This is a genomic window from Streptococcus suis (genome assembly GCF_046032115.1).
Taxonomy (GTDB): Bacteria; Bacillota; Bacilli; order Lactobacillales; family Streptococcaceae; genus Streptococcus; species Streptococcus suis_AJ.
On the sequence record NZ_JARQOZ010000003.1, the window covers coordinates 1 to 23,821 of the forward strand.

Consider the following 23,821-nt stretch of genomic DNA (forward strand, 5'->3'; position numbering starts at 1 on the left):
CATACATCGTCTCATTCGGACAATGTATTACCTCATAACGCATAACAAACTTTACGATTATATTTCAACCCAAAATCGGTAAAACTGTTTATGCTCTATCATTGTAACACCTTATCAAAAAATTTCAACATAAGGTGTTGGTTTTGTATGCACTTTTTACACTAAAGTGTAGTCCAAAATAAAACAATTTCCTTATTTTGACTATTGAACTCAAAATATTTTTCGTCAAATACCTTGATAGGCTTGACAAATGGTAGAAAAAATAGTAGGCTTTCCAAATGGAAATCATGATTGAAATCTGCTGTAACATTGATGTCTACCAGTAATCCATATTGGTTGAATTCTATACAGGACACTATATACCAATAAACCTAAGAAAATTCAGAATAAATTCGGAATAACAACTTAGCCCCATCAAAAGGCTCAAACTTTGTAATACGTCGTATAAGACAGTCTTGTACAAAAGCTGGTGAGAGATTCTACGTAGATTACTTGATCAATCGAGAATTCACAGCCCAAAACCAAATATTGAATAATGATATCACATAATTACAATACAGTTTAGGTGTCAGAACTTATCTCAATGCTATTAAATAGAAATATGATTGTGTTCTATCATCTCTTATGAGAATTGTCATCATAATGTTAGCCCACTAGATATGAAGACCATTAAGAAGGCATTGGAGCTAAATCCAGGTGCAACACCTCTGATTCACAGCGATCGTGTAGCCAGCATACTTACAATTAATCTCAAGAAGGTTACAGAAAACTTTTGTACAAAATTTGAAGAATTAACTTTCAGTTAACACCAATTACAAAACGTAGTGTTTAGACAATAAAAAAAAGCGATTTCCAAAAATGAACTGCACCCCAAAAGTTAGGGCTCTTTGTCAACTGTAGTGGGTAGACGAAAAGCTAACACCTAGAGAGGACGAAATTCGTTCTCTCATTTTTGATGTTCAAAGCAATATATATCTTGGTTTTAAAGTTCGTAAAGTTCCTAAAGCCGAACGCTTGCCTCTTGATGTCTTTGATGAGTTTATTGGTCGCTTCCAGCTTAGCGTTTGAATATGGAAGCTCCATGGCGTTCGTGATGTACGTTTTATACTTTAGAAACGTTTTAAAAACAGTTTTAAAGGCAGGATTGACAAGATCCAAATTGTCTTCTAGAAGCTCGAAGAAATATTTCGAGTTCATCTCTTGGAAATGGAAGAGTAGGATCTGATAGAGTTCGTAATAGAATTTCAGTTCCTCAGAGAAATCCAATGTCTTCTGGACAACCTCTCTCGGTGTTACTGTTTGCCCAAAAGTGCGAGAATAGAAGCGATTTCGAGACAGTTTTCGACTATCTTTTTGGAGAATACGCCAGTGATTTTTCATGGATCGATAAGGTAGGGAACGCGTATCGAAAGTCTTCATAATATCAATTCTAGTCGTCATCATAGCACGGCTCAGGTGTTGGATAATGTGAAATCTATCAAGGACAATTTTAGCTTTTGGGAGTGAAACAGTCTGGGAATAGACTGTTTCAGCCTGAGCCTAGAAATTGGAGAGCGAAGGGGCTAGCCAATTTGTAGTAGGCGCTAAACATAGCATGGTTACGACCTCGACAGTTTCTCTGACCGCCCTAGGATACTTGTAGAAATAGTTCTTTATGGTTTCTTGGCGGTTATTCTCTAGAATGGTCACAATGCGTCTCGTTTCAAAATCCTGAGCAATAAAGGCGAGTTTTCCCTTGTTCCGACTAAATTCATCCCAGCTCAAGACTTTTGGTAATTTCGTAAAATCATGCTCAAATTGAAACTGAGCCAGTTTCCTCTGGACGACCGATACGGAGATATGTAATCTCCTAGCGATGGCTATATTGGTCATGTTTTCTGTATGGAGTTGTGTCACTTTCTCCCAAATAGGTTGGGAAATCTGACAGTTTTTCTTGACTAGAGTTGTCTCAGCTACAGTCACTTTTTGGCAAGATTTGCATTGAAACCGCCGTTTCTTAAGCAAGAGGAGGGTCGGAAGGCCCTGGCAATCCAAAATCGGAATCTTTGACGACTTTTGAAAGTCGTACTTGATACACTTTCCTTGGCAATGAGGACAACCAGGGCTGTCATAATCTAGCTTTGCCCTGATTTCTAGATGGGTCTGATGTTTCAAAACAAAGAGAATTTTGATGTTTTTGTCTTTGATTCCGATTAGTTCTGTGGTATGATAAAGTTGTTCCATATGAGTCTTTCTAATGTGAGTGTGGTTGCTTTTCATTATAGGTCATATGGGACTTTTTGTATATACTCAAAAAGGCTCCATAATCTCTATGGTGGATTTACCCACTACAGAAATTATAGAGCCAAAGTTAGACACAAAATCTAACGATTGGGGTGTTTTTCTTATGAAATTAAGTTAGAAATTATAGAGCCAAATTATTTTAATCATGCTTATTATCGAGGGTTATTTTCAACGTTAAAAGTTTCTACCATTCTTGCCATAACCATATTTTTCCATAAAGTCTTGACGGAATTCCAAAAGGTTGTCATCCATGATTGCTTGACGGACATTTTTCATCAAATTAATCAAGAAGTAGAGGTTGTGATAACTTGTCAAACGAATACCAAACGTCTCGTCGGCCTTAAGTAAATGGCGGAGATACGCACGTGTGTAGTTTTTACATGTGTAGCAATCGCACTCTGGATCTAACGGTGTAAAGTCCTCAGCGAACTGAGCATTTTTCACCACAAGACGTCCACGACTGGTCATACAGGTTCCATTACGCGCAATACGTGTTGGTAATACACAGTCAAACATATCAACCCCACGAATCACGCCATCAATCAAGCTATCTGGTGCTCCAACGCCCATGAGATATCGTGGTTTATTCTCCGGTAAAAGAGGGGTCGTAAAGTCCAGTACAGCATTCATTTCATCGTGTGTTTCACCAACAGCCAATCCTCCAATAGAGTATCCTGGAAAATCCATGCTAACCAAATCATGGGCTGATTGGCGACGAAGATCCTCAAAACCAGCACCTTGGACAATACCAAATAAGCCTTGGTCATGCGGACGGCGGTGAGCCTTGAGACCACGTTCTGCCCAACGACTTGTTCTTTCGATGGATTTTTTTACATAATCATAAGGCTGGTAGAACTGCGGACACTCATCAAAGCTCATCATAATGTCAGAGCCAAGATTGTTCTGAATAGAGATAGCTTTTTCAGGTGACAGGAACATCTTACTACCATTGAGATGGTTTTTGAAGGTCACACCTTCTTCTGAGATATTGCGACTATCGGCCAAGGAATAAACCTGAAAGCCACCTGAGTCAGTCAGAATCGGTTGATCCCAATTCATAAACTTGTGCAAGCCACCTGCACGCGCCACCAATTCGTCACCTGGACGAAGCCACAAATGATAGGTATTGGATAGGATAATTCCTGAACCCATCGCCTTCAATTCTTCAGGCGACATGGTTTTTACCGTTGCCTGAGTTCCAACTGGCATAAACATCGGAGTTGGAAAGGTCCCGTGTGGGGTAATGATTTCGCCCAAACGTGCACCTGTGTGCTTTTCTTTCTTAATCAAGCGATACTTGATTGGAACATCTGTCATGTTTTATTTACCTCCCACTAGGAAAAACAGTCCTAGGAATTTAGTCTTGTATGGTCAATCAGTCAATTTTACCCAAAAACAACCAATCTCCACAGCACCTTCCAGTCTATCAAAAAAAGCCTAGCTTGTCATCTAGAATTATGTTACAATATTCAGCAAGGAGGTTATGTAGATGTTTACAATTTCTAATATACGTGAGCGGGCTCGCCAAACACTAAACGAGACACCTGGTATCTATCAAGTGGCCGTCATCCCCGTCACTATTTCTGTTATCGTTCAGTTAATTTCTTTCTCTCGCAATAGCCTTGCTGGAGTAACAGCTGAGGAACTTGCTAGTCCTAGCTACTTTATTTCTACCTCCTTGTTTCCACTATTTTACGGATTGCTATTAGGACTACTGCATTTATCCATTATATGCACTATATTTCATCTTATCAAAGGGGTAAAAACTTCCACATCATTTAAAGATGCGTTGATGATTTTCAATCATAAAGATTTCTGGAAAATCTTTCGAACCTACATTTTAAAAAGTTTCTTGCTCTTCCTTTGGGGACTCCTGTTTTACCTTGGTATCGGTCTACTTATCGGTGCTGGAACGATGATTACGATTATAGCTGCATCCAGTCAAACCTTGGATCCTAATGCGCTTCCTATGGAAATCCTTGCCATACTGGGGCTAATGGCCATGGGAGGTATCCTACTTATGCTTTTAGGGTTGGCTCTCTATATTCCACAAATCTATGCTTACTCACAGATAGAATATATCTTGTTTGAACAATTGGAACGCGAAGAATATACAAGTGCCTTTTCAATCATTCGGTCTAGTCGAAAGTTGATGAAAGGTTACAAGTTTAAACGCTTTACACTTGATTTATCCTTCATTGGCTGGTTCCTTCTTGTTATTATTACATTTGGCCTGGCTGGTTTATATGTATGGCCGTATCACTATGCTGCACAAATGCACTTCCATGAAGACATTTTAGATGATCAGGCTAAGAAAATGAGTTACGTATAAAAATAAGAGCGATATATGCTCTTATTTTTACGCTTTTTATGTTGATATTTAAGAAAAAAATATAGTAATAATTGGTACAAACAGTTGGATTGTGTTATACTATGACTGAGGAGCGACAAAGGACTATTTTAGCCTGCTTGGTATTGGAGCAGATTTCTTCCTTTCTATTTTTACGCCATGTGTAGTAATTTGTTCCAATTCTAAGCGTTCCTCACTTAGAGTCATCCAGCAGTTCAATGGTTCATTGAGCTGCTTTTTCGATGAAAAAGGGAGTGAGAAAGAACTCGACTGGTCTAAAAAAGAGTTCGTCAACAAGTCTTTATTTCTAGTTGTTGAGCTGAAACAGTCTATCCCCAGACTGTTTCACTCCCACCCCCGCATAGCTCCAAAGGTTCGGGGAACCTTTGGAGGTTGGAGATGAAGCGAACTTTGTTCGCAACAGTCGTAATGGTCAGATTTGGAGTGTAATACACGAATTGCTGAGATTTGCTTCGCAAATCTTATCTCCAACCTTTAACAGTCCACTGGACTGTTAAACCCAATCAACCACTGCGCTGAGATGTTGACACGAACTCTGAGTAGTAGCCGCTGGGCTTTTTGCCCAGCCTCTATTCGTATTGTTCTTTCATTTCAAGATATTCAATCTTGATACATTTATTCATGACAATATCGTTACGACCTGCCTGACGCAACAGTTTTTCTGCTTCTTGACTTTCTAAACCAAGTTGAGCCCAGAAAACTTTGGCGTTCGACTGGATAAATTCCTGTGCTACCTCTGGTAAAAATTCACTTCTACGGAAGACATCTACAATATCAATAGGTTGGTCAATCTCTGCTAGACTACTATAGACCAACTCGCCTAAAATAGTCCCACCAGCAGCCTTGGGATTAACTGGAATAATTTTATAGCCCGCTTCCTGCATGAGCTTGGAAACACGGTAGGCTGCTGTCTCTTCTCGACTAGACAAACCGACCACCGCAATAGTCTTAGCATTTTTCAAATAGTCAAAGATAGTGTCCTGACTAGGATTTTGGAAGGAATAAGACATAGAGACCTCCTTTAATGTATATTAAATGTTAGAATCAATAAAAGCTTAATGAATAAGGTGTGCTATAGGTGTGCTATAACACAATCTTGTCAGTTTTAACTCGTTACTGATTATAGCTTGTCTACCTTGATTATTTTTTAGCAATTTGGTACACGACATCCTTAACTTGCCCAATAACCTTTTTAAGGTTGGTCCGATCTTTATCGGTTCCTGGATCTAAGGAATAATAGATCGAACCCACAACCACGGAGTCATCATAAGCAGCTGTTGATTCCATCCGATAAAAAGTCAGACGAGCCAATTTTTGATCTGTTAATAACTGTCGCCCAACCTGCCATTCCTGACCATTGATTGTGACAACCGTTTTTTCACTGAAAGAATGATTTGTTTCAAGCATCCGTGCTTCTAATTCCTCCGGCGTCATATTGCGACCGTCTTCCAATGGAGACTGATTAAAAGCATTGATATTATAGAGTTGGACCATGTAATTGCTGGAACCTTCTTTAACATCATAGACTGCAGCGACTGTCTCATCCTGAGTATTTTCTGCATTAATTGTCCAAGTAGATGGCACATCATAATAACGGAAATATTCCTTGATATTCCCATTTTCATCTTTTTCAGCAACACCATTATTGGCCGCATAAATCTTGTGGCCTTTTTGTGTTTCGTCAGCAGGTGGTGTACTATTAACAGCTATAAGCTCTGCATTTGCTAGAACATTGAACTGTTCGTTCGTAGTATCCTGCTTTTCTTGCAAAATCGGTAAAGTGGTTGAAAACTCTTCCCCTGAAGAAGCTGGTGTTTTCTCTGCCTTCTGCGCTGTTTTTCCGCAACCTGCGAGCAGAAGACTACATAGACCAATACAAAGAACTATCTTTTTCATACTCTTCCTTTCTTACTTAGCTTCATACCATGTCGGTCCCTCATTTTCATCCGCAATCAATGGTACAGACAGGCTAATCGCCGATTCCATGGTCTCTTTTACCATGGCTTTTACCGTTTCTAGCTCTGCCACTGGGACTTCCAAAACAATCTCATCGTGTACTTGCAATAACATACGTGTCGCAAGACCTGCTTCAGTCAAAGCCTTGTCAAGATTAATCATGGCTACTTTGAGAATATCTGCGGCCGAACCTTGAATTGGTGAGTTGATGGCTGTTCGTTCCGCAAAATTACGGACATTGAAATTGCGAGAGTTTATATCTGGTAATTCACGACGGCGTTTGTAAATCGTCTCTACATAACCCTTATCACGTGCCTCACGAACAATGGTTTCCATGTAATTCTTAATTCCTGGGAAGCGTTCAAAATAGGTATCGATATAGGCTTTAGCTTCCTTACGTGTAATCCCCAAGTTATTGGATAGACCGAAATCTGAAATACCATAGACGACACCGAAGTTTACAGCCTTGGCATTCCGACGGTCATTTGGTGTCACATCCTCAGCTTTTTCGATACCGAAGACCCGCATAGCTGTCGAAGTGTGAATATCTGCACCTTGCTGGAAGGCCTCAATCAAATGCTCATCCTTAGAAATATGAGCCAAGACGCGCAATTCAATCTGGGAATAATCCGAAGCCAAGAGGACACTGTCCTCAAGCGATGGCACAAATGCCTTACGAATCAAGCGCCCTTGTTCTAGACGAACAGGGATATTTTGCAAGTTAGGGTCCGTCGAAGATAGGCGACCTGTTTGTGTCAAATCCTGTACATAGCGGGTATGGATCTTACCATCTTCTAAAATGGCATCCTGCAAGCCGACTACATAAGTTGATTGAAGCTTGGTAATCTGACGGTATTCCAAGATTTTTGAAACAACTGGTGCAATTGGCGCTAATCGTTCTAAGACATCTACTGCTGTTGAATAGCCTGTCTTGGTTTTCTTGGTATATTCCAATGGTAGTCCCATCTCTTCAAAGAGAATGGTCCCAAGCTGCTTAGGCGAATTGATATTAAATTCCTGACCAGCTAGTTCATAGATTTCCTTGGTCAACTGGTCAATCAAAACTTCGTTTTCAGATTGCATAGCTTTGAGAGTCTCAGCTTCCACTTTAATACCAGCAATTTCCATCTTGGCTAAAACATTTGCCAGTGGCAACTCCATGTCAAACAAAAGATCTAATTGCTGATTTTCTTCTAATTTGGTCAACATCGGCTCTTCTGTCTCAATCAAAACCTGAACCTTACGTGCCAAGTGTGGGAAAAAGACCTCGCGTTCTGGCAAGTCTAACTTAGCACCCTTGCCATAAACTGCCTCATCTGGAACAAGACTGGTCTGACCATAGAGGTTGGCAATGGTTGTTAGGGAGTTGTCCTCAACGGTGGAAAGCAAGTATTTGGCTAGACGGCTATCGAAAGTAGCTGGAGGTAGCGTAATCTCTTTTCGGTCGAGAAGAACTTTTCCACGCTTAAAGTCATAGGTTTTTATGGTTTGTTTTTCTAAAAAGTCACGCAAGACTGGACTATCAAGTAGCTCAGGCTCTCCGACATAAATCTGCTCCTTGTCTCCCCAAGCTAGTCCCACCAAGTCCTCTCGGTGATAATTTTCACCCAAGATTTCAAAATAGAAAAACTGATCTTGTTTGAGCATAGCGGGGCTGATTTCCGTTACGATTTGGAAATCGAGTACCGCTTCCTCTTGCGAGCTGGTCGTACCTAACTGAGCCCTTAATTGCTTGAAGCCCATGTCATCATAAAATTGTCCCAGTTCATCCACCTTAGGACCTTGATAAACAATGTCATCCAGACCAATTTCGATTGGAGCATTGGTGTCAATGGTGGCAAGGGTTCGAGAAAGAAATGCTTGTTCCTTATCAGCAATCAGGTTTTCTTTCATCTTAGAAGCCTTCATGCTGTCAATGTTTTCGTAGATACCATCCAAAGAACCAAATTCTGTCAGGAGTTTTAGACCTGTTTTTTCACCGATTTTGGTCACCCCAGGGATGTTATCGGACTTATCTCCCATTAGAGCCTTGAGGTCAATAAACTGAGTAGGGGTAATCCCCATTTTTTCCATGAGGTAGGCTGGGGTAAATTCTTCGAATTCGGCTACGCCTTTCTTAGAAATCTCGACTACGGTGTTCTCATCAGTCAGCTGGATCAAATCCTTATCACCGCTAACAATGGTCACATCGAAAGGCACCTCTGTCCGCTCTGCCATTTTGTCCAAGGTACCGATAATGTCATCTGCCTCGTACTGAGCCAGCTCATAGTGCTTGACCCCCATGGCATCTAGCATCTGACGGATGAAGGGGAACTGCTCGCGGAACTCGTCTGGTGTCTTGGCCCGGCCCGCCTTGTAATCGGCATACATCTCAGTACGGAAGGTGGTCTTTCCGGCATCAAAAGCCACCAAGATGTGGGTCGGCTCAATCCGCTTCATCATGTGGTCCAGCATGAGATTGAAGCCGTAAATGGCGTTGGTATGCAGACCGTTGGCATTCTTGAAGCGGTCAATTTGGTTATAAAGTGCAAAGAAGGCACGGAAGGCTACCGAAGAGCCATCGATGAGTAGTAATTTATTTTTTTTCATGTCTCTATTATAGCATGGATGGGGGAGTTTTGTGGGTGATGGAGGGCTGGAATAACAGAAAATCCCAGTTAGCGACTAGGATTTTTCTTTTCGATAATAAATGTTCTTTGCGACTACTAAACTATGTGGCTTTTCAAATTCTTGATCCAGATAAGATTGGTAGGTTCCAGGTGCGATAAATCCACGCATACCAAGTATATCGGTTCCAGCTTGTCCAATCACAGAATCAGCCAGAAGAACGCAATTAGTAGATAGGACGAAATAGGTTTTAAATTTAGACTTTCTAAATTTGAATAATTCCGCATGTATTGCCTCTTTCATTCGATAGGCATACATTTCAATCGGCTGGCCATCGGCTGTTTTCGATACTTTTTCAGGACTTGGATTCCAAGGTAGGAGCAGATTATCAATGTCAGCCAATCGAGCCTCAACTGCTTCTTCCTGTTCAGGTGTCAGGCTTAGCTGATAACCCAACATAGTCATTCCTTCTTGATTACAGAAGTCAATATAGGCTTGGCGCTCTGCTTTGAACAAGACTCCATCACCAATCGCACCACCCAAACGCTCAGACAGGACATCGTATGAACCATAACCATAAACCTGTCCTTTGTAACTCAAATCAACATGCCCAACTGCTCCGACCCCTTCTTCTCCAACGTGTACAAAGACTTCTAATGCTGGAAGCTCCGCAATTTCTTTGTGGCGGTTATAGATAGATTGAGCTGTTTGTCCCTTATTATCCGCCAAGTAATCATTGACTTTTTGCAGGGTCATACGAGGAATCAAAGCTGCTAAAAATAATGGTAGGGGCAAACGGACATGGCGCTTAAGATTTTGTTGCTCAATAGCCTCCTCAAACAAGAAGCCATCACGCAGATTAGTTAGTCCGTACAAGACCAGATACCCACCGATGACAATTGTTTGAACAACTAGCTGTGTGCCTGATACAAAGAGAGAGGCGATGCCTAACAGGGATAGCCAAACTCCGTCAATCAAAAAACGAATCCGTGGCTGCACCCCATCTTTTCTATATAGATAAAAAGTAATGAAATTAATGACTGCCGTAAAAAGCTGGTAAATCCCTATAAAAATAGCTGCAAAATAGAGAGGAATTTGAATAGCCAAATCAATACTTGCCAAAATACCAAATAATACTGCTTTTCCCACTAGGGCAAGCACACTTTCACTCGATTTCTTCTTTCTGAAAAATATCATGCTTAATTCATATAAAGCCAAAAAGAATAAACCTGCGTGAACAAATCGAAGAATCAGTCCTGAAAAGTGCCAACCAGCAATTAAAAATCCAAGACCGATGAAGACTAAAATCAGACCTTCTCCAACTAATTTTCGACCTGTTAGTCCTAAATCACTTATTTTTTTCATGACAAGATTATAGCATATTTTTCAGAAGCTGTACCGAGAAAAAAATCCTAGCCGAAACTAGGATTTTTGTGCACCAAGCACTACTCAACAGATTTGAGGGCTTCTAACATATCCACCTTTCTCAGGTGATGATTTACATAGATACCGAGGGCGGCTAGAATTCCGATAATGGCTAGAATTGGAATGGCATAAACTTCCAGACCGACTGCGGGATTGAAACGAATACTATCCGAACCAATCATGGCAAGAAGAATCTTGTGAAGGTAGATTCCGCCAATCAGCCCAACGCCCATACCAATCAAGGAAAGGACAATCGTTTCCCGATAAATATAGAGGGTCACTTCCTTATTATGAAAGCCCAGAACTTTTATGGTCGATAGTTCTCGAATCCGCTCAGACATGTTGATAATGGTCAGGTTGTAGAGGATAACCAAACCAAGCAAGATGGACAAGACCACCAAGATGGTCATAATGGTCTGTAGTGAGCCTGCAATAGATGTGAGCATGGACATGAGGGAGGTATTTTGCACCAGACTCCTGACCGCTGGCATGGCTAGCAGCTGGCTAGAAATCGTTTGAACATGGCTGGTCTGGTCATCTTTCAGCTCTATCAGATAGGCATTGGCAGTCTTTGACTTGCCCGTCACTTGTTCATAGTAACCTCTAGTCATATAGATAAAGTGTCCAGCATACATATCCGCCACAGCAGCGACCCTGACCGGCACTTCCTTATCCTCCAAGGTCAGCGATAGCTTGTCTCCGACTGTCACACCGTAGATTGCTGCGAGTTTTTCTGTGAGGACAATACCCCTGCCACTCAGTTGAATAGACTGACCAGTTGATGTTTCAAGACTGACTAGATTTCCTAAATCCTGACGGTCTGAAATAAAGAGGCTGATCGATACCTTCTTTCTTTGGCCATTTGTCTCCACTGTTTGATGGAGTTGTTCAAAAGCCACTGGCAAGGATTGACCAACTTGATTTGACTGGAGAAAGTCTGTTAATTTGTCTAAGTCCTTCTCCTCTGCTCTGCTATTTTCCACGACCAACATATCATAATGGATCAAGTCCCCAAACTGCCGTTGGACAACCCCTGAGATAGAGGAACGAATGCCAAGACCGCCAAAGAGGAGGGCGACTGTCCCTGCCACACCGAAGATGGTCATGAGCATGCGGAGCTTGTAACGAAAGATATTGCGGGCAGTCACCTTGTGGGTAAAGCTCAAGCGGGACCAGATGGCTGGCCATTTTTCTAGCCAAATGCTGGAGCCAGCAGCGGGAGGTTTTGGAAGCAGGAGCTGGGCTGGTTTCTCTGTCAATTCTCTGCGAGCTACCAGATAGGCTGGAAGGACGGAGGAAGCCAGAGACAGGAGCAAGGCTAAACCTGTCCAAAGGGGATAAAAATGAAGTTTAGCTGGTCCTATCACGGTTGTCTGCGTAATAATGTTGGAAATAAGTGGAGACAAGAGGAGATTCCCTGCTATTATGCCGACTATTGTTCCTGCCAGACCTGCCGCCAAACCATAGAGAATGAACTTAGCCATAATCTGACCATTGGTATAGCCAAGTGCCTTGAAGAGTCCTGACTGGATCCTCTCTTCATCGACAAATCGGGCCATGGTGGTAAAAGTAACTAGAGCTGCGACCAGATAGAGAACTACTGGAAAGACATTGCCTACTGCTGCAATGGACTTGGTCGCATTGCTATAGGTGGTGTAGCCATCTCCACCGGGAAGGCTGGTCCGACTGTAAATCTGATAGGGAGATTTTTCTAATTTGCTCAAGTCGGATTTGGCTTGAGCAATCTCTGTTTGGGCCTGGCTGATTTCTTGGTTGGCTTCCGCCTGTTTTTCTGATAATTGGGATTGAGCCTGAGCTAATTCCTTGTCTGCTTCTTCCAATCGCAATTCTTCTTGACGCAGTTTCAAGTCAGAAGATTCTAATTGACTAACACCCCATTCATAATCTGAAACACCCTTTTGATAGGCTGCTAGACCTTGCTCATACTGAGCTAGACCTGCTTGGTAGTGGGCTAAACTAGTCTGGTATTCCTGATTCCAGATGTTGTAGTCAGCTAGGTTTGTTTCATATTCTGCAACCTTGGATTGGTAATAATCATAATTATTGATATAGTCTTGGTTGGCTTGCTCATAGTTAGCTTCAAGTTGATCTAAGCGAGCTTTTTCTGCGTCCAAGGCTTCCTGTCTAGCCAATAAGTCAGGATAGTCAGATAAGGTTTGGCCAACTTGAACTTGATTGGCAATCAGCTGATTTAAACTTTGTTGGTTTTGGTACCAGTTGGCACGACCAGTTGAAATTTGTGAAGCCGTTTGACTGAGTTGGGCATTTTGCCTATCCAATTCAACTTTTGCCGTATCTAAACGCTGAACCGTTTGGTCCAAAGACTCTTGGTTTCCTTCTAGAAATGAAGCCGTCTGGTCCAGCTGAGCCTTGCGGCTATCCAACTCTTTTTTACTTTCATCCAATTGAAACTTGGTTTGCAACAATTGGGCAAGGACGGCTCGTAATTCCATTTCCGACTGAACAAGCTTTGCCCGTCCACGCGCAAATTCACTGCGACCGCTTGCGACTTGTTCCTGACCAGTTGCCAAATCTTCTGCTGCTTGGTTCAGCTGAGATTGAGCTTGGGCAATTTCTTTTTCTCCTTGGGAAATTTCCGTTTGCCCTTCTGCTTGAATGGTTTCCAACCGCTGTTCATCATTATCTGCCAATAGCTTTTCTAGGTCTTCTTGGTGTTGGTCCAGTTTCTCCTGATAGGCTTGACTGTAGTAAGGCAAATTTGCCAAATCATCATAGACAATTCTAGCTATGGTAAAAACTTCAGATTGAAAAACATCCTCTGCAACAACTCCATAGCCTGTCAATTGACCATCTCCACTTGCGGCCATGCCCATGGTTTCATTATCCCAAATTTCCGCCGAAGCTACGAAACCAACAACGGTAAAGGTCGTTTGGGTCATGATAGTGCCGTCCTTGTCAGGCTCGGTTACTTGAAATGTATCTCCCAATTGATAGATTGCTTGTAAGGAAGGAGACAGAGCTATTTGCCCCTTTTGACTGGGCAATCGGCCTTCTATAAGCTTATAGGTGGAAATAGACTTCGGAGCTGAAAAAAGCCGAACCGCAGTCTGATTTTTCTTAGCAACCACATCCTTAAAATAGCCAGCCTCAGCTGTTGTTCCGTCGATTGACCCTATTTCATCAAGGTCTTCTTGACTAATCCCCAGACCAGAAATGACTGCCAAATCCATGGTTTTCTGGTCAGTAATATAGGCTTGGGCTGTTTGTTCCATATTGGGAGCAGTTACTTTCAGACCTGTCAGAGCTAGGGCTCCCAGCATCATTAGGCTAAATAGGGACAGAAAACGTCCCTTGGAAGAAAGGAGGGATTGCCTCATATCCTTCCAGTAGATTTTCTTTTTCATAGGCTCCCCCACTAATATTCTAGACTAGCGATATCCTGCGGATTTGCATTCAGCTCCACCGAATGCACGCGGGCATCCCGCATTCGAATCACTCGGTCAGCAATGGGAGCCAGTGAACTATTGTGGGTCACGATAATCACCGTAGCACCTTGCTTGCGGGACATATCTTGTAGGATTTGCAAGACCTGCTTACCAGTTTGGTAGTCCAAAGCACCTGTCGGTTCATCACAGAGAAGAATTTTAGGCTTTTTGGCAACGGCACGGGCAATGGCCACACGTTGTTGTTCGCCGCCTGAAAGCTGAGCGGGGAAATTATTGATACGGTGACCGAGTCCGACCTGTTCCAAGACTTCCTCGGCATCCAAGGCATCCTTGACAATTTCTGCAGCTAGCTCCACATTTTCCTTTGCGGTCAGGTTGGCGACTAAATTATAAAACTGGAAGACAAAGCCAACGTCATCTCGGCGATAGTTGGTCAATTCATGACTCGACAGCTTGGCGATGTCCACACCGTCAATCCAAACCTCCCCCTCGTCATTGCTATCCATACCGCCTAAGATATTGAGCAGAGTGGACTTGCCAGCACCAGACGAGCCGAGAATGATGACTAGCTCACCCTGCTCAATTTCAAAGGACACACCGTCATTGGCCACAATGGTCGCATCCCCCATTTGGTAGTATTTTGACGAATTCTTTACTTGGATATAGGACATGGCACACCTCGCTTCTTCTCTTTCTATCGGCTAAATTCTTATACTTTATTATAGCACAAAAGAGGGATTCTCACCCTCTTCTATCATCTATTATACTTGGGCAATAGCAGAGCCACCATAGAGTTTCAATTCTTCTCTGATGGTCTGGTAGTAGTAACGATCAAAGGCCTTCCAAGCCTGCCTGCTTTTCTCACTCAACCGCAGGTCGCCCAGTCCAACCAAAAAACTGGTCGAACGGTAGAATTTCTCAATCGCAATCAGTTCTGTATTGGTGACCGACTTGGCCTCCGACAATATGCGTGTCGTCTCTGTCAAATTATGCTGGAACCGTTGTTCATCAACTGTCCCCCGCTTATCTGCTTGAAAGGCCTGATTCAAGTCTTGAATGAGGGCCAAAACGTCTTGAATAATCTGTGTCTTTTCCATAAAAGACCCTCCTTGTTTTTGATGAATTTAGTATATCAAATTAGACAAAAATATACAAGTCCCTTACTTTTTCATAATATGATACTCTTCGAAAATCAAAATCAGACGTTGTTGACTTGATTTGATGAACTTCAGTTCTATCTGCATCAGCGTCGCCTAGTCTGTTTTTGATTTTCATTGAGTATGAATTCCTCCAGGATCAAATCCGTCAGAAGTTCTCGTTACAATCCTGTTTACAGGAAAGATTACTATTGCGATTGCGAGAAGCAGACACACAAATTTAACTATCCGTTTCATACATACCTCCTTTTTGATATAACTAATTTTTCACTATATTTCCTTACCCATTGTTACTAAAAAATTCTTCAATGACAAATATAACTTTGTATTTCCTTGTAACTTGTATAAAACTAGTGCCTGCTCATACAAATCTAAAACTTCATCTTCTCTCAATAAGCCTTTGCTGATATTCCCCAACAAACATAGTAAATCTGGCAATAAAAAACTACTATTATAGGCATTCAATTGGTTTATCAGTTCTGTCACTTCATCTAAAGCTAAGTTCGTCTGTTTGCGTTTTAGAAGAAATCTAGCATAATTGTAACCAATCTTTATATAGGCTTGAAAGTCAGCATTGATTGATAAATCAAGCTTATTCACCTCTGATTTTACATTGCTGACCAACTCCATATATTTGTCATCTTCACCAACTTCACCTAGAAAACTGGCGTAACTGTTCAAAAAATCTAAATAAAAATAGTAATGAGGAGCGATAATAGCACTTAGTCTATCAAACTCTTTTGTCGCAAAATCCCTTTCATTGTATAAGTAAAATTGAACCAAGGTAAAAATATAGTCTAAATAGGCCTTATCTTCCTCATTCAATAAGTGTCTGCTTTCCACCTCTTTCATATACAATTGCTCTACAATTTCATAATTTCTGAGAAGCAATTGTTGGGATAAAATAGTTCGTATTTTTCCAATGCTATGTCTACTTTCTTGAACAAATTCCTCAAAAAAATAATTCATGGTCACACCCAACCTATTAGACAATAGGAAAAGGATTTCCGATGAGGGAGAAAGGTTGGTATTTTCGATTCTACTAATCAAACTCTGCTCACAAATATCCTTAGCTAAGACACTCTGAGTCAGTCCAAGTTCTTTTCTTCGTTGCTTAAAACGACTACCACTTATACTATTCATAACATACTCCAAATTTATTTAATAATATTATACACCATTATAAGATGAATATCGTCATTTTTATATCAAAATTTTCATTTTTTATATTGACGATTTTCAGATAATTACATATAATAGTATATAGACAAGAGAATTTCCATAATTGATTGGAAGATACAAAATAAAAAGGGTTATCTGATTATCTTGACCAGCATCACCCTGTTCCTATTACATTAACAGAAAATTATTCGTAGTTAAAAATCTAACTCAAACTAGATATTACGATGAATATCCACACGGTGTAAAGTACGATGGTTATTTACGCTTAACCGATTATCAAAAAACTAGTGACGGTTATTACTTAGCCTACTATTCAGGAACTATCTCTAGATAAAAATTAATACCTGCCCCTACAATCTCTTCTCTTTTGGAGGTATCTATGTTTCAAATTGAAGGAAAGCTATTTTTCCGTAGCAAGAAAAATTTGGTCGCTATCTTGGTCTTGTTGATGACTATTCTAGCTAGTTCTCTTCTAGCAGGCTACCGCAATCAGCAAGCCAAATTAAAAGTCATCCAACACTATGAACAGTCTATCCGGAATTTTGAAAATATCATACAAGATTTAGAAACACAGTATCAGAATGAAACTCTCAGCGAAGAAGATTATCAGGCTGAACAAACATTTTTTACAAACTATATTGCCAACTACCAAAAGGAGATTGAGGCGGTCAAGAAGGAGGACTGGACCTATTTTTATGAGAAAAATATCCAGAACTACCAGAGGGATGGACAGTATATCAGCCTTGTCTATCAAAGTTATGAATTTGCCCCACAAACCATCGAAAATACCTTCTTGATTTCCAAGTATCTGCTAGAAAAAGGGATACCCTCAGCCTTTCCAACTGAGCTTTACCTAACGGCCTTTGAACATCCCAAAACACCAACAGATAGAGAAATCGTCAAGAGCCTGGGCCAGCAGGCCTTAAAAGGAACCAGTCATGAAATCTGGCAGGGTCAAAAACAGCTAGGCCTGGTCATCACCCTTCCTCTCTTTCTCTTAACTTTCACCAATTTTTTCATCAAAGACCAGCAGAGAACTAGCCGACAGATTCGCCTTTTACAGACCCTGGGGCTGACTAGAATTCGAATTACAACCAATAAATACCTAGCCTTTCTAACACTATATACTGCCCTCTTTCTAACCCTATATCTGAGCCATTTGCTCATCGCTTTTTTGCTAAATGGCAATAGTAGCTGGATCTATCCCGTCACCACCTATACCAGTAAGGGACTGGCTTACAGTTTTATCACCACAACCATTAAACCTATTTACCAAGTCATCTTGCTGGCCTGTGGCATGCACTATCTCTACCTGCTATTTTTGCTGGGAGTGGCACAGACCTTGGCTAGAGTCTTAAAAAATGGCCTGGCTGGACTAGTTGTCACACTAGGACTTGTCATCTCTGCCAACTTCTATCCCCATATCTTCAATCCATTTAGCCTATGGAACGCAGGCAATCTGGCGGACGGAAGTGCTATCATCTACCACCAATTAACAGGATACAGCATTCCAAAAGTCTTTACGGTTCTTCTCATCAGTAACCTGCTCATCTATTGCCTGCAATTCTATCTCCTGACAAGAAAAAGTGAGGTCTAACCATGCGATTATCCATACACAATTTGTGCAAATCCTACGGGAAAAAGAAAATACTAGACCAGCTAAACCTAGAACTGGTAGAACCTGGAATCTGGGCTTTGATTGGACCAAACGGTTCTGGAAAGACAACCCTCCTAGACTGCATTGCCAACCTGCAAACCTTTGATTCGGGAGAGATTTCAATAAATGGCATGAAGCACGATAATCCAACTGTCTACCAAACCTTTGCCTACCTGCAGGACAACCGTGTCCTCTACCCTGAATTGACGGGGCTAGAACACTTGCGATTGGTCCAAACTATCCAAGGTTTACCCAAAGAGCGGATTGAGGAAGTCATCCAAGAAATCGGTATCCGTGATTATGTGAAGATCCCTGTCAAAAATTATTCCCTGGGAATGAAGCAACATCTCCTGCTGGCTATCGGTATTATGAACAATCCCCAGGTCATGCTCTTGGATGAACCCTTGAACGGCTTGGACCCGACTAGCTACATTCAAACCCGAAAACTGCTCCAGAAACTAGCCAAAAATGGTTCAACCATTATCGTGTCTTCCCACCAATTAAACGAGGTGGACCAGCTAACCGACCAGCTGCTCTTTCTCAAACAGGGAAAAATCATCGAGAGAAAACTGGAACAGGTTGGACGACAGTACACCATTCAAACCAGCGACAACCAGACCGTTTATCAGCAACTTGGGCAAGTGAAGGGACTGACTTTGGCCAATGACAGCATTCAGGTAGACACCAGTGTTCACAGTCTGCATTTCTACCTTGACCAAGTCATGACTTGTCAGGTGGAAATTTTGGATATTAGCATTCAGGAGCACCAGTCCGAAGAAATCTATAAAGAACTATTTGAATAGGGAGGTCTGACTATGAACACCCTAACTCTTTTCATTCTACGACTGAAACGTAATGCTATTTTTCTAGCCCTCATGACCGCTGTGGCTCTTATCCCACTTGCACTATCTTATCGGAATGTCCTAGAGGCCGAAAACCTGCGATTTGAAGATCGAACCCGTATCATACAAGTCAAAAAAGAAGCTGAAACCTTCTTGTATGCTGACGATAAGGAAGCTCAAGCCTTAGACCAGGAAAGCATGGATTATTATAAAAAACTCTTGGAACTGACGACCACCTACTTAGAAAAGGAACATATCCAAGGAAAAAGTCAGGAGGTCTTGGAAACGGAGTTAGAACTCTACCAGACCATGCAAAACTGGGAGGCAAACGGGCACAATATCAACCATTTTACGAACAGCGAACTGGCAGAACGTATCACAGTCTATAAAAAAGTTCTAGAGCAAACTCTTACCTTTCACTACCCTACTGCTCCCAAGGATGTTTATCTGACCTTGTTACAAGTTCTTCCAGCTAGTAACTATATGATTCCTCTCGTCATCTGCTGTCTCTTAGTCTGGCTTCTGATGTCTGACCTTTCCAAACATCGTGGTCTCCTCTTTATCAACGGCCTATCCCCTGGTCAATATGCCACTAGCCTGACCCAACTTGCTCTTCTGCTACAAGTTGCTATCTATGCCCTCATCCTATTCATGCTGCTTCTATTGGCACATCAGTTCCAATTTACCTTCCAAGAACACTATCCCATTCTGATTGGCACAAATCCTCAGTCTACCATAACAGTAGGAAAGCAGTTGCAGAAACTCCTGCTAGAAATGGCTGGTGTGACCGTTTTCTATCTGGCTGTTATCCGATTAGCAACTGCTAAAATCCTAGAAAAGTATACACGAAAATAGGCCGAAAACAAGCCAGTCACTAGACTTAAAACTGAACATATGTTTCAATGCCTTGGTGTGCAAACGTTAGCATAAGAAAGGCATGAAAAGTGAAAAATTATCCCTATCTCCATTTGTTTGGAGTTCCATCTATCTGACTCTTTCTTGGTTGATTTTCTTTTTCCAAGTACCATTTTTTAACAAGCTAATCCACGGCCTCTTCCAATTTGACCTAGAAAACATCAGCAATCTAATAGGGCTGGGTACGACGGGCAATTATCCTCCTTATTATCATGGTCCTCATCTGCCTAGTCGAAATCATTCTCTTCTACTTCTTAGCCGGCAAGCTCATCAAGGCCTTCAAGCTCATGGATGGCAAGATTAACAAGCTCATTCTTTGGGGCTACAGCCTCTTGTTCTGGGGCTCAATCGGCTTGATTGTCTTTGGTCTGGTGACTAGTCTCTCGACTGGACTAGACTTATGGAAAAATGTCCAATCCTTACAAGAACTGTATGTTCAGGCGATTGGGATGGACATTCAGACCTTGTTCGCTGAAACTCCTCTGACAAAAATTGGTGATATGCAGGTCTTATTTGACAGCATTCAAGACTACATTCGCGATAAGAGCATCCTTTTGGCAACCAAGGAATCACTGGTGCTTCAAGTCTCAAAACTCCACTCACTCATCAGTGTCTGGTCAACTGCCTATCCAATCCTGCTTGCCCTGCTCAGCTATTTCCACATTAAAGACTGGTGGACCAAGCGGACGCCAGGCAAACCAATCGTCAAAATCAGCCTGACCATCGAGCGTCAGTAAACAGAAATCCCACTTCGATCGAAGCGGGATTCTTTATTCTGCCGAATGACCAATGTTAAAACCAACAAAACCAATCATCATCAGACTAGTCACGATCAAGCTGGTCACGATCAACCAACTCCATGACTGAGAAAAGACTAGTAGACTAATTCCAAAGCCGATACTGATGAGCAGAAGCTGGGTAATATGAAACTGCTTGGATAGGGTTCTGCCTTGCTTGTTGTAGGCATTGTGCTGAAGGAGTCCGAGCATAAAGAGGACTAGGCCACCGTAAAAATAAAAGACGGTGTATTGGGCATTCATGTCACCATTTCCAAAAAATGAGAGGGCTATGGTTATCAAGCTGAGCCCAAAGAGTATGGGGTAGTGACTATAAATGGCACGAATCCCAGTTTCTTCCCGTTCTACATCAAGCAGGTGGTCCACTTCTACAATATAGACCATGAAAAGATTTGTCAGAGTAATGAAAATCGCAATGGATTCCCAAGAAAAATTCTCTGGACTGAAATGCTCTGAAATACCAATCAAGGACTCGCCAAAGGTAATAATCACTAAGAGTGACAAGCGCTCTATCAAGTGTGGAAAATTTACTGGATTCAAGTCAGCCGAAACAAAGCCACGGTTGGGATCACTGAGCAATCCAGGTAGCAACCAGGTCGTGAGAATACCGACCAAGGCAATCCACATACCTATCTCATAAGGGAAAAATAAGGAAAGAAAGAGCATGACAGACCGCAAACCGAGGATATAGAAAAACTGCTTCATCAAACTCCGATCCGCATCGTTTGAAGTCTGGAAATATTCTAAAATGTACTGAACCAGAAGCAGCAAGGAAATAATGGCCATGGGTAGAAAAATCCATACAAAACTAGTCTGCCAATCTCCTGCAACTGCACTTGATGCCACCAAAAGACAAATCATCTGTAAAAACATAAAAATGATATTTCTTAAGCTGTTACTTCCAAAACGGTTTGTAAAGACAGTCTGCACCATCCAAGAATTGATAAAAATAATCAGTCCAACTGAGAAGTTAAAAAAGGATTGGGGACTGACAACACCCTGATGGGCATGGTGGATTATCGACGTCAGCTGACTGATTGTATAGACATAAACTAAATCATAAAATAATTCGGTCAACTCGACCTTTTTATGCTTGATAAATGGCATAGAATCTCCTGTTAAAATTTTTTCATTCCACCAGTATAGCACAGAAAGTTAGAGGATACAAATTAGCTAGAAAAAGCTAGTTGCCCTCTCGAGATGGCGATACCGTTTTCTAAGTCCTGTAAGATTTTTTCTTCCACCAAATCCTGCGTTTCTGAAATATAGCGTTGAAAATGCGGAGTCAGACGGTGGTCTTCGTAGGCTTTCCCACTCACATACACTTCGTAGAAATAATAACGATTTGATTGCTGACAATCCTTGACGGCATACATGGCTAAAACACCTGCTTCTTCTTTTATAGAAGTTTGCATATTCAGCAGGACACTTCTTTCAAAAGATTTTTCACTCCCCACTTCTACTTGAACCTGGGCAAATTTTAAGAAATGGTCTTCTGCTTCCAACCAGATACCCGACGGCAATTTTTCTTCCAAAAACAAGGCTTCTACTTCAAAGACTTCCCGCTTGGTGAGTTTGGAGCCCACCTGCTCTACATAAGCTTTAAAGTGCGGAGAATTCCGATGCTTTTGGTAGGCCTCCTCATCTGCATAGACCTCAAAAACTTTGTACTCCAACGGATTTTCCTTTAAAGAACTGGCGTACATGGCAAGGGTGCCTGCTTCCTCTTCATAAGAGGTCTGGAAATTCTTCACACCCACTTGATAAAAACTATCACGATTTTTCTCATCAACTCCTAGATGAAATAAATGAACAACTGGCTTACTCATCTATTTTGCCTCCTTCAGTAATAGTCTGATATTTTCAGAGTAAATGACCTGCTTGTCCTCTTGAGATAAGGGCAGGGAGTCAATAGCGTCTGAGATGACCTGCGTAGCCCCTGCAGGTGCAATACCCAAAGGAGCATCTGTTCCAAAGAGAACATGGTCCAGTCCGAAATAGTCAAGGGTCAATTCTAGTGCCTTTGGATTGCCCAAAATAGCTGTGTCCACATAGAACTTGCGGAAGTCCTCCACCTGTTTTTCTGGCAAAATGTGCTGAATCCGTCCGCTAAAGAAAGGCGCTAAGGCTCCTGCATGGTGAACAATGATTTTCAGATTAGGATAATCTTGGAAGATCCCAGCCTGAACCAATTGCAGCATGGCCTGACTCTGCTCGTATTCCCATGAAAAAACAATGTTATTATCTGGTTTGCGATTGTCAAATACAGGGTGCAACCAGATAGGAATATCTAATTCTTCACATTTGGCGAAGATTGGTCTAAATGTTTTGTCCGCAACGGACAGCCCAAGGTGTCTTGAGAATAGCTGTACACCAACAATTTCAGGATTTTTAGCGACAAAGTCTTCCAAAATCTCCAAACTTCCCTCAATATTGTTCAAAGACAGCATAGCTACGCCAGCTAGAAATTGATTTGGGTAGGTCTGAACAGTTTCCAAGAGTTCTTGATTGGCTTCTTTTACCAAAGCCAAGGCTGGCTCTGCTTCCAGATAATCTTCTGGATTGACATTGACAAATGAAATAATCTGTTTGACAGCTGGATCTTGCAGAGCATGCCTTTTTTCCATATCTTGTAGGATAGGATTCTGTAAAAAAGGCATTTTTTGAGGCAAGGCTGGATCAAGGACCAACATTTTCTGATAAAACTGGGGCAACAATACATGGGCAAATACATCTATTTTCATACTTCTATCTCCTTCCAACTATCCTTTTCATCGGATAAAATCGCATAGTCTTCAAAGTAGGAAAGGTCTTGTTCAATCTCACCTGATTCATATAAGGCTATTTTTTTCTCCAAGCGGTCAATGGAGCGTTGGAGGTTGGCCTGCTTCTGATAGAGAGTTGCCAACTGCTCCCGCAACAAGTTTTCCCGTTCCTTAACGGTGCTATTTCCTTCCTTCAACAAGGAAGCATACTCTGTCAGCGTTTCAATACTGACACCTGAGTGACGCAAACAGATAATCATCTCCAGCCAAGTCAGGATTTCCTTTGTAAAATAGCGATGTCCATTGCTGGCTCTTGGAACATCTGGTAGTAAGCCAATTCGTTCATAATAACGTAGAGTATTACTATTAATCTGGTATCTTTGACTGACTTCCGCAATCGTGTAGCCGAGTTTGTCCATGGTCTGCACCTCCTGTA

Annotated in this window: 20 protein-coding genes and 1 pseudogene; 6 read left to right on the plus strand and 15 right to left on the minus strand. The window is 41.7% G+C overall.

Annotation, left to right across the window (positions count from 1 at the left end; translation table 11 throughout):
- Positions 1-659: 659 nt before the first annotated feature.
- Positions 660-806: a hypothetical protein gene (locus P7J36_RS01745; RefSeq protein ID WP_014636443.1), complete on the plus strand. Its 147-nt coding sequence runs from the start codon at positions 660-662 to the stop codon at positions 804-806.
- A gap of 109 nt (positions 807-915) precedes the next feature.
- Here the strand turns inward: P7J36_RS01745 and P7J36_RS01750 are convergent.
- Positions 916-2,223, minus strand: a pseudogene (locus P7J36_RS01750) (transposase).
- 234 nt (positions 2,224-2,457) lie between these two features.
- Entirely contained in the window at positions 2,458-3,600 is a 1,143-nt protein-coding gene (gene tgt / locus P7J36_RS01755) for a tRNA guanosine(34) transglycosylase Tgt (protein WP_002935810.1), read from the minus strand.
- Positions 3,601-3,772: 172 nt separating this feature from the next.
- On the opposite strand from tgt, the gene P7J36_RS01760 reads away from it, so the two are divergent.
- Positions 3,773-4,615, plus strand: coding sequence for a DUF975 family protein (locus tag P7J36_RS01760; protein WP_408550998.1), 843 nt, complete (start codon positions 3,773-3,775; stop codon positions 4,613-4,615).
- A gap of 608 nt (positions 4,616-5,223) precedes the next feature.
- Here the strand turns inward: P7J36_RS01760 and P7J36_RS01765 are convergent.
- The 9 genes from P7J36_RS01765 to P7J36_RS01805 form a co-directional block, all read right to left on the minus strand.
- Positions 5,224-5,664, minus strand: a complete 441-nt coding sequence (locus tag P7J36_RS01765; protein WP_408550999.1) for a CoA-binding protein — start codon at positions 5,662-5,664, stop codon at positions 5,224-5,226.
- Between the two features lie 130 nt (positions 5,665-5,794).
- A complete protein-coding gene (locus P7J36_RS01770; protein ID WP_024398989.1) occupies positions 5,795-6,550 on the minus strand; it encodes a hypothetical protein in 756 nt (251 codons plus the stop codon).
- Positions 6,551-6,562: 12 nt separating this feature from the next.
- A complete protein-coding gene (gene polA, locus P7J36_RS01775; protein ID WP_408551000.1) occupies positions 6,563-9,199 on the minus strand; it encodes a DNA polymerase I in 2,637 nt (878 codons plus the stop codon).
- 75 nt (positions 9,200-9,274) lie between these two features.
- Entirely contained in the window at positions 9,275-10,582 is a 1,308-nt protein-coding gene (locus P7J36_RS01780; RefSeq protein WP_408551001.1) for a hypothetical protein, read from the minus strand.
- A gap of 80 nt (positions 10,583-10,662) precedes the next feature.
- Complete coding sequence (locus tag P7J36_RS01785; RefSeq protein WP_408551002.1) at positions 10,663-14,028, minus strand: FtsX-like permease family protein; 3,366 nt, start codon at positions 14,026-14,028, stop codon at positions 10,663-10,665.
- Positions 14,029-14,039: 11 nt separating this feature from the next.
- Positions 14,040-14,741 (minus strand): ABC transporter ATP-binding protein, encoded by a 702-nt coding sequence (locus P7J36_RS01790; protein WP_172028152.1) that lies wholly within the window; start codon positions 14,739-14,741, stop codon positions 14,040-14,042.
- A 90-nt stretch (positions 14,742-14,831) separates the two neighbouring features.
- Positions 14,832-15,167, minus strand: coding sequence for a helicase BlpT (locus tag P7J36_RS01795; protein WP_408551003.1), 336 nt, complete (start codon positions 15,165-15,167; stop codon positions 14,832-14,834).
- A gap of 40 nt (positions 15,168-15,207) precedes the next feature.
- Positions 15,208-15,345 (minus strand): hypothetical protein, encoded by a 138-nt coding sequence (locus tag P7J36_RS01800; RefSeq protein ID WP_408551004.1) that lies wholly within the window; start codon positions 15,343-15,345, stop codon positions 15,208-15,210.
- 152 nt (positions 15,346-15,497) lie between these two features.
- Entirely contained in the window at positions 15,498-16,370 is an 873-nt protein-coding gene (locus P7J36_RS01805; protein WP_408551006.1) for a helix-turn-helix domain-containing protein, read from the minus strand.
- Between the two features lie 418 nt (positions 16,371-16,788).
- Here P7J36_RS01805 and P7J36_RS01810 point away from each other — a divergent pair, with 418 nt between their 5' ends.
- From P7J36_RS01810 to P7J36_RS01825, 4 genes are all read left to right on the plus strand, one after another.
- Positions 16,789-18,006, plus strand: a complete 1,218-nt coding sequence (locus P7J36_RS01810) for a hypothetical protein (protein ID WP_408551007.1) — start codon at positions 16,789-16,791, stop codon at positions 18,004-18,006.
- Positions 18,007-18,008: 2 nt separating this feature from the next.
- Complete coding sequence (locus tag P7J36_RS01815; RefSeq protein ID WP_408551009.1) at positions 18,009-18,869, plus strand: ABC transporter ATP-binding protein; 861 nt, start codon at positions 18,009-18,011, stop codon at positions 18,867-18,869.
- 12 nt (positions 18,870-18,881) lie between these two features.
- Complete coding sequence (locus P7J36_RS01820) at positions 18,882-19,763, plus strand: hypothetical protein (protein WP_408551010.1); 882 nt, start codon at positions 18,882-18,884, stop codon at positions 19,761-19,763.
- A gap of 272 nt (positions 19,764-20,035) precedes the next feature.
- On the plus strand, positions 20,036-20,560 hold the full coding sequence (locus P7J36_RS01825; RefSeq protein WP_408551011.1) for a hypothetical protein: 525 nt from the start codon (positions 20,036-20,038) through the stop codon (positions 20,558-20,560).
- Between the two features lie 33 nt (positions 20,561-20,593).
- On the opposite strand, the gene P7J36_RS01830 is transcribed toward P7J36_RS01825, so the two are convergent.
- The 4 genes from P7J36_RS01830 to P7J36_RS01845 form a co-directional block, all read right to left on the minus strand.
- Complete coding sequence (locus tag P7J36_RS01830) at positions 20,594-21,727, minus strand: low temperature requirement protein A (RefSeq protein WP_408551012.1); 1,134 nt, start codon at positions 21,725-21,727, stop codon at positions 20,594-20,596.
- 62 nt (positions 21,728-21,789) lie between these two features.
- Entirely contained in the window at positions 21,790-22,449 is a 660-nt protein-coding gene (locus tag P7J36_RS01835; protein WP_408551013.1) for a putative quinol monooxygenase, read from the minus strand.
- On the minus strand, positions 22,450-23,364 hold the full coding sequence (locus P7J36_RS01840; protein WP_408551014.1) for an amidohydrolase family protein: 915 nt from the start codon (positions 23,362-23,364) through the stop codon (positions 22,450-22,452).
- Entirely contained in the window at positions 23,361-23,804 is a 444-nt protein-coding gene (locus P7J36_RS01845; RefSeq protein WP_408551015.1) for a MerR family transcriptional regulator, read from the minus strand. The genes P7J36_RS01840 and P7J36_RS01845 overlap by 4 nt, the downstream gene beginning before the upstream one ends.
- Positions 23,805-23,821: the final 17 nt, after the last annotated feature.